Annotated in this window: 15 protein-coding genes; 4 read left to right on the top strand and 11 right to left on the bottom strand. The window is 63.8% G+C overall.

From position 1 onward, the window contains the following. The 4 genes from S4A8_RS08590 to S4A8_RS08575 all read right to left on the bottom strand — a co-directional run. Positions 1-372, bottom strand: a 372-nt coding sequence (locus S4A8_RS08590) for an IS110 family transposase (RefSeq protein ID WP_353219836.1), incomplete at its 3' end; no start/stop codon positions are given. A 305-nt stretch (positions 373-677) separates the two neighbouring features. Continuing rightward, complete coding sequence (ligD, locus tag S4A8_RS08585) at positions 678-1,550, bottom strand: non-homologous end-joining DNA ligase (RefSeq protein ID WP_353219835.1); 873 nt, start codon at positions 1,548-1,550, stop codon at positions 678-680. Continuing rightward, on the bottom strand, positions 1,547-2,560 hold the full coding sequence (ligD, locus tag S4A8_RS08580; RefSeq protein WP_353219834.1) for a non-homologous end-joining DNA ligase: 1,014 nt from the start codon (positions 2,558-2,560) through the stop codon (positions 1,547-1,549). The genes ligD (S4A8_RS08585) and ligD (S4A8_RS08580) overlap by 4 nt, the downstream gene beginning before the upstream one ends. Beyond that, on the bottom strand, positions 2,553-3,170 hold the full coding sequence (locus tag S4A8_RS08575; protein WP_353219833.1) for a DNA polymerase ligase N-terminal domain-containing protein: 618 nt from the start codon (positions 3,168-3,170) through the stop codon (positions 2,553-2,555). The genes ligD (S4A8_RS08580) and S4A8_RS08575 overlap by 8 nt, the downstream gene beginning before the upstream one ends. Before the next feature lie 190 nt (positions 3,171-3,360). Between S4A8_RS08575 and S4A8_RS08570 the strand changes: the two genes are divergently transcribed. Beyond that, complete coding sequence (locus tag S4A8_RS08570) at positions 3,361-3,804, top strand: nucleoside deaminase (protein WP_353175326.1); 444 nt, start codon at positions 3,361-3,363, stop codon at positions 3,802-3,804. A gap of 15 nt (positions 3,805-3,819) precedes the next feature. Here S4A8_RS08570 and S4A8_RS08565 read toward each other — a convergent pair whose 3' ends face one another. Beyond that, positions 3,820-5,892 (bottom strand): ATP-dependent helicase, encoded by a 2,073-nt coding sequence (locus tag S4A8_RS08565; RefSeq protein ID WP_353219832.1) that lies wholly within the window; start codon positions 5,890-5,892, stop codon positions 3,820-3,822. Between the two features lie 170 nt (positions 5,893-6,062). Between S4A8_RS08565 and S4A8_RS08560 the strand changes: the two genes are divergently transcribed. After that, complete coding sequence (locus S4A8_RS08560; protein ID WP_353219831.1) at positions 6,063-7,253, top strand: amino acid aminotransferase; 1,191 nt, start codon at positions 6,063-6,065, stop codon at positions 7,251-7,253. A gap of 110 nt (positions 7,254-7,363) precedes the next feature. Then, positions 7,364-8,263 carry a DMT family transporter gene (locus S4A8_RS08555; protein WP_353219830.1) on the top strand — a complete coding sequence of 300 codons (900 nt, stop codon included), beginning with the start codon at positions 7,364-7,366 and terminating at the stop codon, positions 8,261-8,263. A gap of 115 nt (positions 8,264-8,378) precedes the next feature. Here S4A8_RS08555 and S4A8_RS08550 read toward each other — a convergent pair whose 3' ends face one another. The 4 genes from S4A8_RS08550 to S4A8_RS08535 form a co-directional block, all read right to left on the bottom strand. Beyond that, positions 8,379-9,869: a flavin-containing monooxygenase gene (locus S4A8_RS08550; RefSeq protein ID WP_353219829.1), complete on the bottom strand. Its 1,491-nt coding sequence runs from the start codon at positions 9,867-9,869 to the stop codon at positions 8,379-8,381. Between the two features lie 61 nt (positions 9,870-9,930). Continuing rightward, a complete protein-coding gene (locus tag S4A8_RS08545; RefSeq protein WP_353219828.1) occupies positions 9,931-11,196 on the bottom strand; it encodes a uracil-xanthine permease family protein in 1,266 nt (421 codons plus the stop codon). 61 nt (positions 11,197-11,257) lie between these two features. After that, complete coding sequence (gene upp, locus S4A8_RS08540) at positions 11,258-11,890, bottom strand: uracil phosphoribosyltransferase (protein ID WP_353175337.1); 633 nt, start codon at positions 11,888-11,890, stop codon at positions 11,258-11,260. Positions 11,891-12,028: 138 nt separating this feature from the next. Further along, complete coding sequence (locus S4A8_RS08535) at positions 12,029-12,964, bottom strand: LysR substrate-binding domain-containing protein (protein WP_353219827.1); 936 nt, start codon at positions 12,962-12,964, stop codon at positions 12,029-12,031. A gap of 99 nt (positions 12,965-13,063) precedes the next feature. Between S4A8_RS08535 and S4A8_RS08530 the strand changes: the two genes are divergently transcribed. Further along, on the top strand, positions 13,064-14,008 hold the full coding sequence (locus S4A8_RS08530; RefSeq protein ID WP_353219826.1) for a DMT family transporter: 945 nt from the start codon (positions 13,064-13,066) through the stop codon (positions 14,006-14,008). A gap of 32 nt (positions 14,009-14,040) precedes the next feature. On the opposite strand, the gene S4A8_RS08525 is transcribed toward S4A8_RS08530, so the two are convergent. Next, a complete protein-coding gene (locus tag S4A8_RS08525) occupies positions 14,041-14,934 on the bottom strand; it encodes a metal-dependent hydrolase (protein ID WP_353219825.1) in 894 nt (297 codons plus the stop codon). A 204-nt stretch (positions 14,935-15,138) separates the two neighbouring features. Further along, entirely contained in the window at positions 15,139-15,339 is a 201-nt protein-coding gene (locus S4A8_RS08520; protein ID WP_293626642.1) for a hypothetical protein, read from the bottom strand. Positions 15,340-15,367: the final 28 nt, after the last annotated feature.

The raw sequence follows: 15,367 nt of genomic DNA, 5'->3' as shown, positions 1-15,367 counted from the left end.
TCGGTGCAGCGCTTGAATATCCTGTTGCTCGAAGCTTTTGATCGCCACCGGGCGAATCTTGGCTTGGGTGCCGGCCACGGCGATGGCCAATGCGTCGTTGGCATCGTTCTTGTTGCCGGTGTTGAATGGCTTGACCTGATGCGGCGGAAGCAACGTCACCGACCGGTTCTCGCGTTGCAGCTGGCGCGCCCAGTGGTGGCTGCTGCCACAGGCTTCGATATAGATGCGCTTGGCGTCGAGATTAAGCACCGTGGCCAGAAACTCACGGCGACGCACCCGTTTGCGGTAGACGACCTCATGGGCGGCGTTGAGACCGCACAGCTCGAAGACGTTCTTTGCGATATCGATACCCAGTTCCGTAATCTGTTGCATGGATCCGCTCCTTTTCGACTGTTTTCTGAATCATCAGTCTGGCGCATTGACGCCGATTAGGAGGAGCGGATCCATCTCATCCACCTACGCGGCTGTCTTTCGCCTTATGCGCGTGTCTTCGCGTTTATTTGCGGACAACCTGCCTGCTTGAGCGCGGCGAACTGAGTTTCATGCGTACTCACGTACAACGTGGGCCCACGGCTTACGCCCGGCGTGTACCTGCCCGGGTGCGAGAGCGTCGGGGTGTAACCCATGTCCTGGCACGGCACGGCTCAGTTTAGGGGCCGAGCCGTTCGCTTTTGGCCTCAATCGTCGAGCTGGTCAATCGCCTTGGTCAGGCTTTGGGCGTGGCGGTCGATATCGGCCCAGGGGCAATCCCGCTGCGCGAGCCGGCGGAAGATATTGCCCAGGTGAAAGCGCTGCGGGCCGATCTTGGTGTCGCCGAGTTCATCCCAGTCCAGCGGCGTCGCGATCGGCGCGCCGGGTTTCGCGCGCAGGGAGTACGGCGCGATACCGGTCTGGGCATAGGCATTACGCCGAATATCCAGATACAGCCGCCCCTGGCGCTTGTCCTTGCGGTGGGCGGTGGTGAAATCATCCGGATGTTCGTCGGCTAGCTGCTCCGCCACGCCTTCGGCGAAATCGCGGACCGTGTCGAAGTCCGCGCTGCGATCCAGCGGCACGACCACATGCAGGCCGGAGGAGCCGGTGGTCATCACGAACGACGACAAGCCGAGCGCGTCCAGACGCTCGCGCACACAGCGCGCGGCCTTGATCACCTGGTCAAAATCGTCGCCCGGCGGGTCGAGATCGAAAATCAGCCGGTCGGGATGATGGGGTTTGTCGGCCTGCGATAGCCAGACATGAAAAGCGATCGTGCCCTGGTCGACCAGCCAGGCCAGCGTATCGGCATCGGGGGCCAGGGCATGGGTGATCTGGCCGTCTTCCTTGTCGACGGTGACGCGCTCGATCCAGTCCGGGTAATGATCCTGGACGCTTTTCTGAATGAAGTTCACGCCGTCGATACCGTCGGGGAAACGGTGCAGCGTCAATGGCCGGCCCTCGATGAGCGGCAGCATCTGGGCAGCGATGCGCTGGTAGTAGTCGACGAGATCGGCCTTCGTATAGCCGGCATCCGGATAGAACACTTTGTCGGCGTTGTCGATTTCGATACTCATGGCGCGCTTTCGGGTTGCTCGCGGACGACTTCGCTTGCGTCCTTGTCGTCCCGTTCGCCGAGATAGCTCGGGTGGCGCAGGCGGCCGTCGTCGGTCCATTCCGTGAAGGCGAATTCGGCCACGCGTTCGGGCGTGACCCAGTGCACGCCGGCTCGCTCGGCGGGCGGATCGACGAACGGCGCGGTCTTGCGCTCGATGGCATCGAGCGCGCCGCGCAGGCGTTCGAGCTCGCGCTCGTCGAAGCCGGTACCGACTCGCCCGGCATAGTGCAGTTCGTCGTTATCGTAATAACCGACCAGCAGCGCGCCGAGACCGCTGCGGCTACCCTGCGGATCGGTAAAACCGCCGATGACCAGTTCCTGGCCGTGGCTGCACTTGAGCTTGAGCCAGCGTTTGGAGCGCCCGCGCCGGTAGGGGCTATCGGCCTGCTTGGCGAGAATGCCCTCCCAACCCTTGGCCCGCGCTTCGGCGAGATAATCCTCGCCGCAGGCATTGCGGTGCGCGGTGTAGCGCAGCGCCTTGCCGAAATCGAACTGGCTGCGCAGCAGCTGCTTGCGATCGCGCAGGGCCACGCGGCGCAAATCCAGCCCGTCCAGCCACGGACAGTCGAAGGCATAGAAATACACGGACACGCCGCTCGCTTTAGCCTCTTCCGGATCGCTGATGCCGGAGCGCTGCTGAAGACGCGAAAAACTGGTGACCTTGCCGTCGAAGGCGACCACTTCGCCGTCGAGCACAAAGCGCCGATGCGGCTGCTCGGCGAAACACGCCACCAGTTCGGGAAAGTGCTCGGTGCGCGACTTACCGTTGCGGGTCAGCAGCTCCACATGATCGCCGTCGCGAAACACGAGCAGGCGAATACCGTCGAGCTTGCGTTCGAATATCCACTCCTCGTCCGAAAACGGTGTATCGGAGAGCGTGGCCAGCATCGGCTCGAAATGGCGCGGCATGGTTACGTTTCGTGTGTCGTCGAGCACGCGCTCGGGCAACGCGTCGCGCCAGTCAGTCATGGTCTTGCTCCTGGGCGGCGATGTCGGCAAGGCCGCGATCGCTCAATACCGAGTCGGGTTCGGTGTTCACCGGGTTACGCCGGGCATCGGCCTGGGCGTCGTCCATCTTCACCAGCAGCCACTGGCGCTTGCCGTTCTCGCTGCGGAAATGGGTGAGCGAATAGCCGCCGCTGATCTTCTCGCCGTGCAGCACCACGGTGAGATGCCCATCGGCAAAACACTCGGCCAGGCTCTTTTCGATATCGCCGTTATCGTCGCGCTTGGCGTTTTCGAAGGCGCCCGTATCCCAGACCAGCACCGTGCCACCGCCGTACTGGTCGTCGGGGATCACGCCTTCGAAGTCGGCATAGTCGAGCGGGTGATCTTCGGTTTCCACGGCCAGGCGCTTTTCGCGCGGGTCGGTCGACGGGCCCTTGGGCACAGCCCAGGACTTGAGCACGCCGTCGATCTCGAGCCGAAAGTCGTAGTGCAGCGTGGAGGCATCGTGCTTCTGGATCACGAAAATCGGCGCGTCGCCGCGTTGGCCCGCGCCCGCCTGGCCCGAAGGCTCCGGGCTGCGCTCGGCGTCACGGCGATCACGATAGCGGGCAAGCTTGTCTTGTGTGGACATATCGACTCCCGTGCCTGGGGTGTGTCATCACGAGATATGACGGCACGCCCTGGTACATGATTGTTAGCGCGCGGCGTTAGTCCTGCCTATTCGCAGTTCTACCCATACGCCCCGTGCCGTCAGCCGCGCCCGGCCCGCTCGCCTGTCAGCGCATGAGCGCCTAAACTCGCGCTTTTGCGGATGTTTTGTGATGAACCATAGCGATTACATGGCCCAGGCCCTGGCACAGGCCCAGCTCGGCCGGGATGAAGGCGGCGTGCCCATCGGCTGCGTGCTGGTACGCGACGGCGAGGTGGTCGGCGCCGGCCACAACCGTCGCGTACAGCAGGACAGCGCCATCCTGCATGCCGAAATGGACGCGTTCGAAGCCACCGGCCGCCGCCCCGGTTCGTTCTACAAGGACGTCACCCTCTACACCACGCTCTCGCCCTGTGCGATGTGTACCGGTGCCATCCTGCTCTACGGCATTCCGCGCGTGGTGATCGGCGAAAACGAAAGCTTCATGGGCGAAGAAGCCCTGCTCGCCGAACGCGGTGTGGACGTAGAAGTGCTGGGCGATGCCGGCTGTCGAGCCCTCATGGTCGACTTCATGCGCGAGCGCCCGGATCTGTGGAACGAGGATATCGGCGTCTAGGAAAGCTCTGCCGACTCACTGCCACAGCGCCCTTGCGCCCGCTGCGATATCGATCTGCGGCGGGCGCGGCGTTTGTGGCGCCGATGTGCGCGCCGGTTCGACCGCGCCGTCGGTGACGGCTTCGAAATGGCGCATGACGCGGGGCGTGAGAAAACGGCTGGTCGCGCCATAGACATGGCGGTCGCCGTGGCGATGCTGTTCGGTGACGTAATAGCGCAGTGGCGAGACGATCTCCAGCGTGTTCTTCGCTCGCGTGAAAGCCACATACATCAGCCGGCGCTCTTCATCGAGCGCAGCGTCGCTGGACGTCGAATACTCGTTCGGAAAGGTGCCGTCGGCCACGTGCAGCAGATACACGCTGTCGAACTCCCGCCCCTTGGCGCTGTGCACGGTCGATAGCACCAGATAATCCTCGTCGAGATGGGCATCGTCGTTGTGATCGCCGGTGGCCGAGGGCGGGTCGAGAGTGAGATCGGTCAGAAAGGCGGCTCGATCGGCGTGCTGGGCGGCCATGCGCACCAGGTCGTCGATATCCCCGGCACGGGCCGTGGTGGGCGGCTCGAAGCGTTCGTCGAGCATGTTCTTGTACCAGGCCGCCAGCGGTTCGACGCCGGCCGGCCAGTCGGCATGCACCGCCTCGGCAAGCTGGCCCGCCAGGGCCTGCCATACGTCGCGATCGCCGCGCGGCAGGCGAAAGCCGGCCAGGGCCGACAGCGCGTCGTTATGCGATTGCAGGTGCTCGTAGGCCTGGCGTGCAGTGCCCGGCCCCACGCCGGGTACGAGCTGGAAAGCGCGATAGGCAGCAATCTCGTCGCGCGGGTTTTCGGCCAGGCGCAGCAGCGCGAGCAGATCCTTCACGTGGGCGGCTTCGAGGAACTTCAGCCCGCCGTACTTGCGAAACGGAATATCGCGCCGAATCAGCTCCACCTCCACGTCGTTGGCATGCTGGGCATTGCGAAACAGTACTGCCTGCTGCTTGAGCTCGACCCCGGTTTCCCGGCGTTCGAGCACGCGATCGACGACGTAGCGGGCTTCGTCCACGCTGTCGCGCACGGTGACATGGCGCGGCTTCATGCCCGCCCCGCGATGGCTGTACAGGGTCTTGTGATAGCCCGTACTCGCCTCGCCGATGAGCGCGTTGGCGGCATCGAGAATCGCCCCGGTGGAGCGATAGTTGCGCTCCAGGCGTACCGTCATGCAGCCGGGGTAGTCGTCGGCAAAGCCGAGGATATTGGCGACCTCGGCAGCCCGAAAGCCATAGATCGCCTGGGCATCGTCGCCGACCACGCACAGCCCGCGCCCGTCCGGGCACAGGCGCTTGAGAATGGCGGCCTGGAGGATGTTCGTATCCTGATATTCGTCGACCAGGACGTGGTCGAAGCGACCGGCTACGGCCTCGGCCAGGGCGTCGTGGCCCATCATCATCGCCCAGTAGAGCAGCAGGTCGTCGTAGTCGAGCGTGGCCCGGGCGAGCTTGCGTTCGGTGTAGGCCGCGAACAGGGTCTTGAGCCCCTCGTGATGCTCCGTGCACCAGGGATAGCGCGTGGCCAGCACGTCCGCCAGGGTGGTCTGGCGATTGACCACCTGCGAATAGATGCCCAGGCAAGTGTCCTTGCGTGGAAACCGGGTCTTGCCGGCGCCCAGGTCGAGGTTCTGGCGGCACACGTCGAGCAGATCGGCCGCATCGCCGCGATCGAGAATCGAAAACTGCTCATCGAGCCCCAGCGCCGCCGCTTCTTCGCGCAGCAGCCGTGCGCCGATGGCATGAAACGTCCCGGCCCAGGGCAGCTTCAGGCCCGCCGTACGCCGCCCGCGGGCAGCGAACGCTGCATCGACCACCGCATGCGCACGGCGGGTCATCTCGTCGGCCGCGCGGCGTGAAAACGTCAAAAGCAGAATACGCCGTGGATCCACGCCCGAGAGCACGAGATGGGCGGCGCGATGCGACAACGCCTGGGTCTTGCCGCTGCCCGCGCCGGCAATCACCAGCAGCGGGTCGCAGTCGAAACGCCCGTCGATATGCAGGCCATGGGTTACGGCCTCGCGTTGGGCATCGTTGAGATCGTCGAGATAAGCCGTATCGGACATGCGTCCAGCCTGGCCCAGGCGGTGGGTCAGATCGTGACCCACCGCCGTCCCGGCGCCTGCCGTGGGGCCTCGCACCGCGCGGCTATTCGGCAGCATGCACGCCGAGACGTTAAACTACGGGGCGAAACCCGCGCGCGTACGGCGCGGTGCAGCGACACACGAGGAAAACGATGTTCGAATCGATTGAGCGAGTCCCCGGCGATGCCATTCTCGGGCTGATCGAAGCCTTCAAGAACGACAGCAACCCGAACAAGGTCGACCTCGGCGTCGGCGTTTACCGCGACGAGCAGGGCAATACGCCGATCATGCGCGCGGTCAAGGAAGCCGAAAAGCTGCTCATCGATAATGAGAAAACGAAGGCCTATATCGGCTCGCACGGCGATCCGGAATACGGCGCGGACATTCTCAAGACCGTGTTCGGCGCCGAAAGCGACGTGCTGGCCGCCAATCGCGCGAGCGCGACCCAGTCGCCCGGCGGCACCGGCGCGCTGCGCCTGGCCGCAGATTTCATCAAGACCAACCTGCCCGGCAAGTCGATCTGGCTGTCGAACCCCACCTGGCCGAACCATCTGGGCGTATTCGGCGCGGCCGGGCTGAATATCGAGAAGTATCCCTATGTCGATGCCGACAACCGGCTCGACTTCGACGGCATGCTCGCCGCCCTCAAGCAGATCCCGCAGGGCGACGTGGTGCTGCTGCATGCCTGCTGCCACAACCCGACCGGCTTCGACCTGTCGCAGGACCAGTGGCAACAGGTGCTGGCCGTACTGCAGGAGCGCGAGCTGCTGCCGCTGGTCGACTTCGCCTACCAGGGCTTCGGCGACGGCATGGATGAAGACGCCTACGGCGTGCGCCTGCTGGCCAACACGCTCGACGAGATGCTCATCACCCAGTCCTGCTCGAAGAACTTCGGCATCTATCGCGAGCGCACCGGCTGCTTCATTGCCGTGGCCAAGGACGCCGACGACATGGCCGATGTGCGTTCGCAGCTGGCGATCACCGCCCGCGAGAACTATTCCAACCCGCCCGGGCATGGCAGCGCCATCGTGGCCACCATCTTCAATTCGGACGAATTGACCACGATGTGGCGCGAGGAACTCGACGAAATGCGCGGGCGTATCAACGGCCTGCGTAGCGATTTCGTGAAAGCGCTCGCCCCGCACGGTCTGGATGAGCGCTTTGCCCATGTCGCCGAACAGCGCGGCATGTTCTCCTTCACCGGGCTCAAGCCCGAGCATGTCGAAAAGCTGCGTGACGAGCACAGCATCTACATGGTCAAGTCGGGCCGGGCCAACGTGGCCGGGCTCAACAGCGCCAATCTCGACTATGTCTGCAACGCGATTGCCGACGTCGTGAAATAGACGCGGCGTAGCCACGGCGCGATCGCCCAGTGCGATCGCCAGAAGAAGCCCGCCATTCGGCGGGCTTCGTCGTTTGCGATGCGTACCGCCACGCCCGACGCGTGAAACCGATGTCCGAACCCGTCCGCTGGAAAATCCCGTTCGCACTGGTCGTCGCCGTACTGGGCGTGTCGTCCTCGGCGCCGCTGGTCAAGCTTGCCGACGCGCCGGCGCCGGCCGTAGCTGCCTACCGCATGCTGTTTTCAGCGCTCATGCTGTTGCCGATGGTGGCCTGGCGGCATCGCGGCGAGCTGGCCACCATGCGGCGCAGCGATCTGTTGCGCTGTATCGCGGCCGGCGTTTTGCTCGGTTTTCATTTTCTGAGCTGGTTTTCGTCGCTGGACTACACCACGGTGGCCAGCGCGGTCACCCTGACCACACTGCAACCGCTGTTCGCCTTCGTGCTGGCCTATGCCATGTTCGGCGAGCGTCTGCGCCTGAAAGCCTTCGCCGGTGCCGCACTTTCGATCGCGGGCGCGATGATCATCGGCTGGGGCGATATCGCCGTCTCCGGCCTGGCGCTGTTCGGCGATGCCCTCGCGCTGCTGGGCGCGGCCCTGGCGACCGGCTATTTCTTTGTCGGTTTTCAGGCACGCCAGCATCTGTCGCTCAATGCCTATACCTTCGTAGTCTACGCCGCGGCGGCCGTCGTGCTGTTCGGCTACTGCGCAACGCTCGATGTTGCCTTGGCCGGCTATGCCGATACCGACTGGGCCGTATTCCTGGGCCTGGCGATCTTTCCTACCCTGCTCGGCCATTCGGTATTCAACTGGAGCATGCGCTGGGTGAGTGCGACGGTGATTTCGGTCGTGGTGCTCTGCGAGCCGATCGGTGCCTCGGCGCTGGCCTGGCTGATCTTCGGCACCCTGCCGCAAACCAGCCACTATATCGGCGGCGCGGCGGTGCTCGTCGGCGTGCTGGTGTTCATGCGCTATCGCCATCCGCCGCCTGCGGCGAGCGGCGCCGGCTAGCGGCGGCTGCTGCCGCATCACCCCCACACCCCCAGTCGACTGCAACCGGGCAGGCATAGGGTCCACAAATGAACGCTAAGAAACGCGAATAAGATAGACAGATCGGTCGCAGGCTCTAGCGCACGACCTCGTATTCGCCGAGCTTGAAGCGACGCATCGACAGCGCGTATTCCGTGGCCAGGCCCGGAAACAGCGTATGGTTTTCGCCGTGCTCGTCCAGATACCAGCTCTGGCAGCCCGAGGTCCACGACGTATAGCGCATCCGGTTCTGCAGCTTTTCGTGATAGCGCTGCATGATGTCGGGCTTAACCGCGATCGCTGTCAGTTCGTCGTCGAGCAGCTTTGCGATCGCCTGGGTGATGTAGCGCGCCTGGGCCTCGGTATAGATGAGCACCGAGGTATGCCCCGGCCCCGTGTTCGGCCCGAGCATGAAAAACCAGTTCGGCACGCCGGCCGTGGCTACGCCCTTGTAGGCCTTGCCGCCGGGCCCGTCCCAGATATCGGCCAACGGCACGCCGTTTTCGCCAATCACGGGAAACGGCGGGCTGGCGATATTGATCTTGAAACCGGTGGCGGTGACGATTACATCGGCCTCGATCTCGCGACCGTCGCTCAGGCGCAGGCCGTTTTCGGTAAAACGCTCGATACCGGCGGTTTCGACCGTCACGTTGTCGCGGGTGAGCGCCGGGTAATAGTTGCTGGCAAACAACACGCGCTTGCAGCCGATTTCATAGTCCGGCGTGAGTTTTTCGCGCAGCGCCGCATCCTTGACCGTCGAGCGCATATTCCACAGCGCAAGCTTTTTCATACCCGTGGCCAGCGGCGAATTCAGTATCACCGCCGGGCCGACCAGCCCTTCCGTGATCGCCAGAATTGCCCGCCGAAACGCGGTCTGGGCAAACGGCAGGCGTCGGAACGTGGTCTTCATCAGATCCGGCAGCGCCTTGTCGAGCTTGGGCAGCACATAGGGCGCGCTACGCTGAATCACGCTCAGCTGTGCCACCTCGGGTGCAATCGCCGGAATCACCTGAATCGCGCTGGCGCCGGTGCCGATGACCGCGACCTTCTTGCCGGCCAGCGAAATATCGTGATTCCAGCGGGCGGTATGCATGATTTCGCCTTTGAAATCATCCATACCGGCGAAATTCGGCGTCGCAGGCTCGACCAGACCGCCGACCGCACAGACCACCGCACGCGCGGTGTAGCACGCGCCGTCCTCCGCCGTCAGATGCCAGATGCCCCGCGCATCGTCGAACTCGGCCGCCGCGATGCCCACACCGAATTGCAGGTGATCATGCAGGCCGTATTTCTCGGCACAGCGCTGGATATAGGCCTGGATCTCGGCCGAGCCGGAATAGGTCGTTGACCAGTCCGGGTTCTGTTCGAAGGAATAGGAATACAGATGCGAAGGCACATCGCAGGCACAGCCCGGATAGGTGTTGTCGCGCCAGGTGCCGCCCACGTCGTCCGCGCGCTCGAGAATCGCGAAATCCGTAATGCCCTGCTGTTTGAGCCGAATACCGGCGTTGATGCCGGAAAAGCCGGCACCGATGACGATCACATCGTGGTGGATCGCGGGACGGGCGTGTTTTTCAACCTGCGGCATGAGCGGTATCCGTGCCAAATCGACACCGCAGTAGATAACGTGACATCCATCGATGTCAACATCAGCGCCGCGTCGGCCCCCAGGGCAAAAGCAGATTGAGCAGCACACCCAGCACGCCTGCCAGGGCGATACCTTCGAGCGAGAACTCGCCAGCCGAAAAACGCAGCCCGCCTACGCCGGTCACCAGAATGATGCCGATGATGGCCAGATTGCGCGGCTCGGCGAGATCTTCTTCGGTCTTGGCCAGGCTGTTCATGCCCACGACAATAATCGCGCCGAACAGCAACACGATAATGCCGCCCATCACCGGCGTGGGAATGCTCGCCAGCAACGCGCCGAGCTTGCCGACGAAGGCGAACACGATCGCAAACCCTGCCGCCCAGGTCATCAGCGCCGGGTTGTAGGCACGGGTCAGGGTGACCGCGCCGGTGACTTCCGAATAGGTGGTATTGGGCGGCCCACCGAGGGCGGCCGCCAGCGATGTGGCCAGACCGTCGCCCAGCATGGTGCGATCAATGCCCGGATCTTTCAGGTAGTCGCGCCCAGTGACCGAGCGAATGGCCACGATATCGCCAAAGTGTTCGATCGCCGGCGCGATGGCGACCGGCACCATGAACAGGACCGCCTGCCAGTTCCATTCCGGGGCCACGAAGTTCGGTACGGCAAACCAGGGCGCAGCCGCGATCGGGGCGAAATCCACCATGCCGAACGTCATGCTCAGCACATAGCCAGCCGCCACACCACACAGAATCGGCACCAGCGACAGAAAGCCACGGGCGAACAGCGATACGGCCACCGTGACCGCCAGTGCCACGAAAGACACGGTCATCGCCGCGGCGGGCTCGACCAGCTGGGTGTTGCCGTTGCCATCCAGGCCCATGGCCAGATTGACCGCCACCGGCGCGAGCACGAGCCCGATGACCATGATCACCGGCCCGGTGACAATGGTTGGCAGCAGTCGGGTGATCACGCCGACGCCGCGCAGCCGAATGAACAGCGACAACAGCATATAGACGCCGCCGGCGGCCATCAGCCCGCAGAGCGTGCCGGGTATACCCCAGGTTTCGACGCCGTAGATGATCGGCGCGATGAAGGCGAAGGACGAGGCCAGAAACACCGGCACGCGCCCGCGGGTGACGATCTGGAAGACCAGCGTGCCAAGCCCGGCCGTAAATAGCGCCACATTCGGGTCCAGCCCGGTGAGCAGCGGCACCAGCACGAGCGAGCCAAAGGCCACGAACAGCATCTGTGCGCCGAGCAGACCATCGCGGGCACGCAGCCGATAAACGCTGTCCGCCGTGGCGTGCTGTTGTGGCTCGTTCGCCATCCTCTGCCCTCTTACGCATTGACGCGAGCGCCGTCGGGCGCCCGCGCACGGGGTCGACGTGTTATTTGGTGCCGTACATCCGATCGCCGGCATCGCCCAGACCGGGGCGGATATAGCCGTGATCGTCGAGCCGCTCATCGATGGCGGCCGTGAAGATCGGCACATCGGGATGGGCTTCACGCAGCGCGGCCACGCCTTCGGGTGCCGCCAGCAGACACAGGAACTTCATGTTCTTCGCGCCCTGCTTTTTCAGATGCGTGATCGAGGCGATCGCCGAATTGCCGGTCGCCAGCATCGGGTCGACCACGATCACGCGGCGCTCGCCGATATCCTGGGGCACCTTGCAGTAGTACTCGACAGCTTCGAGCGAATCCGGATCGCGAAACATGCCGATATGGCCGACGCGCGCCGAGGGCATGAGCTCGACCATACCTTCCAGCAGGCCGTTGCCGGCACGCAGAATGGATACGAAGCACAGCTTCTTGCCGGCCAGGGTCGGCGCATCCATCTCCTGCATGGGAGTTTCGATGCGCTCGGTGGTCATTTCCAGATCGCGCGTGATCTCGTAGGTCAGCAGATGGGCGACCTCGCGCAGCAGGCTGCGAAATTTCTGCGTGGACGAGTTCTTGCGTCGCATCAGCGTGAGCTTGTGTGCGATGAGCGGATGATCGATGACGGTCACGTTCTCGTCCATGAGCAACTTCCTTTATCGGCGATTCGCGGGCGAACGCGCGCATTAGACCTGATCCGGTGCCTGATCGGAAACCCCGACGCCCCTCGGTGCAACCGATTACCGTACATACGGCGTCCATTCGACGCTGCAAGATTCGTGCTATGGCGTACTGCTGCGAAAACGCGCGGCCTGATCGGTCAGCCAGTCGGCAAAGGCGCGTGCGGCGGCTGGCACCTCGCCCGCGCCCGGCAATAGCAGCTCATAGGTGAACGGCGATGCCATCACATAGCGGCTGCCAAAGGGCGCCACGAGTACCCCGCTGGCCAGCCGGTCGGCTGCCAGTACGCTGGTCGCCAGGGCCACGCCATGCCCGGCGATGGCCTGATCCAGCGCCAGCCCGAACAGTGAATAACGCCGATGCATATCGAGTTCGATGCCGGGCGCGCCCGCAGCCTCCAGCCATTCGCGCCAGCCCGGAAACAGTTCCGCCTGGTTCGACAGCCATTTCACATGCAACAGGGTATGGCCGGCCAGATCCGCAGGCGTTTCAAGCGGCGGGCCGTTTTCCAGCAGCGACGGCGCACACACCGGGAACAGGGTTTCATTCATCAAGCGCGTACTACGCACCCCCGACCACGGCCCCTGCCCGTAACGAATGGCCAACTGCGCCCGGTCCTCGTGCCAGCCGGGCTCGACCAGCTGGGCGCTGGCCTCCAGCGCCAGGCCGATGTCGGGATAGCGGGATTCGAAATCGGCCAGGCGCGGCAGCAGCCAGTGCTGGATGAGCGAGGGCGATGCGCTCACGGTCAATTGCGTACTACCGGCATTCGCACGTGACGCGGCCTGAACGCTGCGTGCCAGCTGCGCGAACGCTGCGCCGCATTCTTCGGCCAGGCGCGCGCCGCCCTGGGTCAGGCGTACACCCTGGGCATGACGCTCGAACAGCTCGGTGCCAAGCCTGGCCTCGAGCTGCTTGACGTGGCGACTGATCGCGCCGGGCGTGACATGCAGATCCGAAGCGGCCGCCTTGAAGCTTTCATGGCGTGCAGCACACACGAACGCGCGCAACGAGTTCAGGGGCAGGCGGTCGATCATGGCGATTGAGTTTTCCTGAGCCTGGGCCTGCAGTTTAATGGTTTGCGCGCACCCCCGGCCGGTGCTTTCCTATGCGCGCCATTTCCCCGCGATCGCAGCATGAATACACATGCAGAAAAAATGACCCAGACGTTCGCTCCGGCCAGCCGCCGCGCGCTGGATATGCAAGGCAGTCTGCTCATGCTCGTGTTCTGTCTGGCGCTGGGGCTGCAGCAGGTAGCCATCAAATGGGTCGCCGCGGATATCGCCCCCATCGCGCAGATCGCGATCCGCTCGATGCTGGCCGCGATCCTCGTCATTGGCGTGGCCTATGCCCGCGGCGTACGGCTGGCCGATGCCCGGGCGGTGTTCTGGCCGGGCGTGGCCGTGGGCATCGGCTTTACCGCCGAATTCTGCTTCGTGGCACTCGGGCTGGAATACACCACCGCTTCGCATATGTCGGTGTTTCTCTATACCGCACCGGTGTTCGCCGCCCTCGGCCTGCATTTTCTCGTACCCGGCGAGCAGCTGGGCCTGCGCCACTGGATCGGCATCGCGATCGCCTTTGCCGGTATCGTGCTGGCCATGGCGCCGAGCGGCACGGCGGGCGGCGGCCCGGCCGTGGGCTCGCTGATCGTGGGCGATATCCTGGGCACCATGGCCGGCATGGGCTGGGCCGCGACGACGGTGGTCATTCGTACCACGGCCCTGTCCGAACAACGCCCGACGCTGACCTTGTCCTACCAGCTCACGATCGCCGGGGTGTCGCTGCTGATCCTGGCCGCCGCACTCGGCCATATCGGCGACATCCGGGTCACCGCGCCGGTGCTTTTGAGCATGAGCTTTCAGACGTTCGGGATCGCCTTCGGCGTGCTGTTGCTGTGGTTCGCGCTGCTGCGCCGATATCTGGCGTCCCGGCTGGGCGTGTTTTCGTTCTTGTCGCCCGTATTCGGCGTGATCTTCGGGGCCCTGCTGCTGGGCGAGGCGCTGACCTGGAACTTCGTGCTCGGCGGTATCGCCATCATTAGCGGCGTGATCATCGTCAGCGCGCCTGGGCGGGGATAAGGCCTATGCCTTGTCCGCCGCCCGGCTCGATCCTAGTGCTTGGTGGCGTAGGCCGCGTCCGTCTTTTCCACCAGCTCGTCGATGAGCTGGAGATGATGGCTGTTGTTCTGCTGCCAGGGATGGAAGCCGTAGCGGAAATACGCCGCCCATTCCGGCAGCTGGCGGCGTAGTACACCGGGCGCGGTACCGAACAGCGTATTGAGCACCTTCAGATGCCCACGCCAGCCTACCTTGCGGCATTCGGCGCTGGCCTGACTCATGCGGTAATAGAAATACGCCACCAGGGGCCAGAAGATGGCGGTGGCCACGAGCATGCCGGTGGCGCGTTCGGCATAGGCGATCGGCCCACGGCCGATACAGCGATCGTAGACATCGAAGGCGACCGATTTGTGCTCGATTTCTTCCAGCGCATGCCATTGCCACATGCGTTTGTAGTCTTCTTGCGAGCCTTCCATCGTCTCCGGAAAATCCAGAATCGAGTTACCCATGAGCGCGGTGAAGTGCTCGAGTGCGATCGTGGCCGATAGCGGAAACGAGCGCGGCGTACGTTTCTTGATGAAATCCAGAAACGACCAGACGAAGGCATCCAGCTGCGCGGCCGGCAGGCCGTGGCGCGTCATGAGCTCGTTGTATTCCTTGTGCTCGCGGCTATGGATGGCTTCCTGGCCGATGAAGGCGGTCGCCGCCTTCTTGAGATCGGGATCGGGGATCTCGTCGCGATAGTCACGAACCGCATCGATGAACATGCGCTCGCCGGCCGGAAAGAACAGGCTCAACGCATTCATGAACTGGGTCACATGGGGCCCGAGTTTGTGCCAGTCGTTGATACGGTCTTCCGGCGGCAGAAAATGCAGATCCCGACGCTCGGGGATGACGTCCGGCTTGCCGTCGTCGGTGTGCTTGATGTGTTCTGCGGGTGTGGCCATATCGCCTCCGTTCGGGGTCAGCTGCCTTGGGCAGCGGCTTTTAAGAAAATCCTCCGTTTCGCATATCAAGTCAAATCCGCAATATCACGTAGATGCGATAACCAGCAGCCAACGCATACGACCGCCATTGATTGCGCCCACAAAAAAGCCCGCGCTCGGGCGTGTTTTACACGCTCGAGCGCGGGCCATTCGGGCTGCCCCTGACTAGCCCATCTTGGCCAGTTCGCGCCCGGTTTCGATCGCTTCCTCGCGGGTCTTGGGCGTGCGGTCGGTGGTCCGGGATTCGGTCTCGTCGTCGAAGCGCACTTCGATTTCCCAGCCGCCTTCCTTTTCGATGCCGATGGTTTCGAAACCGCGGGTTTCGTCGCGTTCCAGGGTTTCCCAGTCGGTCAGGTTCTTGGTCATAGTCTGCTTACTGTCATTCAAGTGTCTC

The sequence above is a fragment of the Salinisphaera sp. S4-8 genome, assembly GCF_040361235.1.
Taxonomy (GTDB): domain Bacteria; phylum Pseudomonadota; class Gammaproteobacteria; order Nevskiales; family Salinisphaeraceae; genus Salinisphaera.
The sequence above is the reverse complement of the archived record's forward strand: the minus strand, read 5'-3'. Positions and strand labels throughout refer to the sequence as shown.

Coding starts and splice junctions, on each gene's coding strand:
- ligD (WP_353219835.1), bottom strand. CDS start 1,550: ATGAGTATCGAAATCGACAACGCCGACAAAGTGTTCTATCCGGATGCC.
- ligD (WP_353219834.1), bottom strand. CDS start 2,560: ATGACTGACTGGCGCGACGCGTTGCCCGAGCGCGTGCTCGACGACACA.
- S4A8_RS08575 (WP_353219833.1), bottom strand. CDS start 3,170: ATGTCCACACAAGACAAGCTTGCCCGCTATCGTGATCGCCGTGACGCC.
- S4A8_RS08570 (WP_353175326.1), top strand. CDS start 3,361: ATGAACCATAGCGATTACATGGCCCAGGCCCTGGCACAGGCCCAGCTC.
- S4A8_RS08565 (WP_353219832.1), bottom strand. CDS start 5,892: ATGTCCGATACGGCTTATCTCGACGATCTCAACGATGCCCAACGCGAG.
- S4A8_RS08560 (WP_353219831.1), top strand. CDS start 6,063: ATGTTCGAATCGATTGAGCGAGTCCCCGGCGATGCCATTCTCGGGCTG.
- S4A8_RS08555 (WP_353219830.1), top strand. CDS start 7,364: ATGTCCGAACCCGTCCGCTGGAAAATCCCGTTCGCACTGGTCGTCGCC.
- S4A8_RS08550 (WP_353219829.1), bottom strand. CDS start 9,869: ATGCCGCAGGTTGAAAAACACGCCCGTCCCGCGATCCACCACGATGTG.
- S4A8_RS08545 (WP_353219828.1), bottom strand. CDS start 11,196: ATGGCGAACGAGCCACAACAGCACGCCACGGCGGACAGCGTTTATCGG.
- upp (WP_353175337.1), bottom strand. CDS start 11,890: ATGGACGAGAACGTGACCGTCATCGATCATCCGCTCATCGCACACAAG.
- S4A8_RS08535 (WP_353219827.1), bottom strand. CDS start 12,964: ATGATCGACCGCCTGCCCCTGAACTCGTTGCGCGCGTTCGTGTGTGCT.
- S4A8_RS08530 (WP_353219826.1), top strand. CDS start 13,064: ATGAATACACATGCAGAAAAAATGACCCAGACGTTCGCTCCGGCCAGC.
- S4A8_RS08525 (WP_353219825.1), bottom strand. CDS start 14,934: ATGGCCACACCCGCAGAACACATCAAGCACACCGACGACGGCAAGCCG.
- S4A8_RS08520 (WP_293626642.1), bottom strand. CDS start 15,339: ATGACCAAGAACCTGACCGACTGGGAAACCCTGGAACGCGACGAAACC.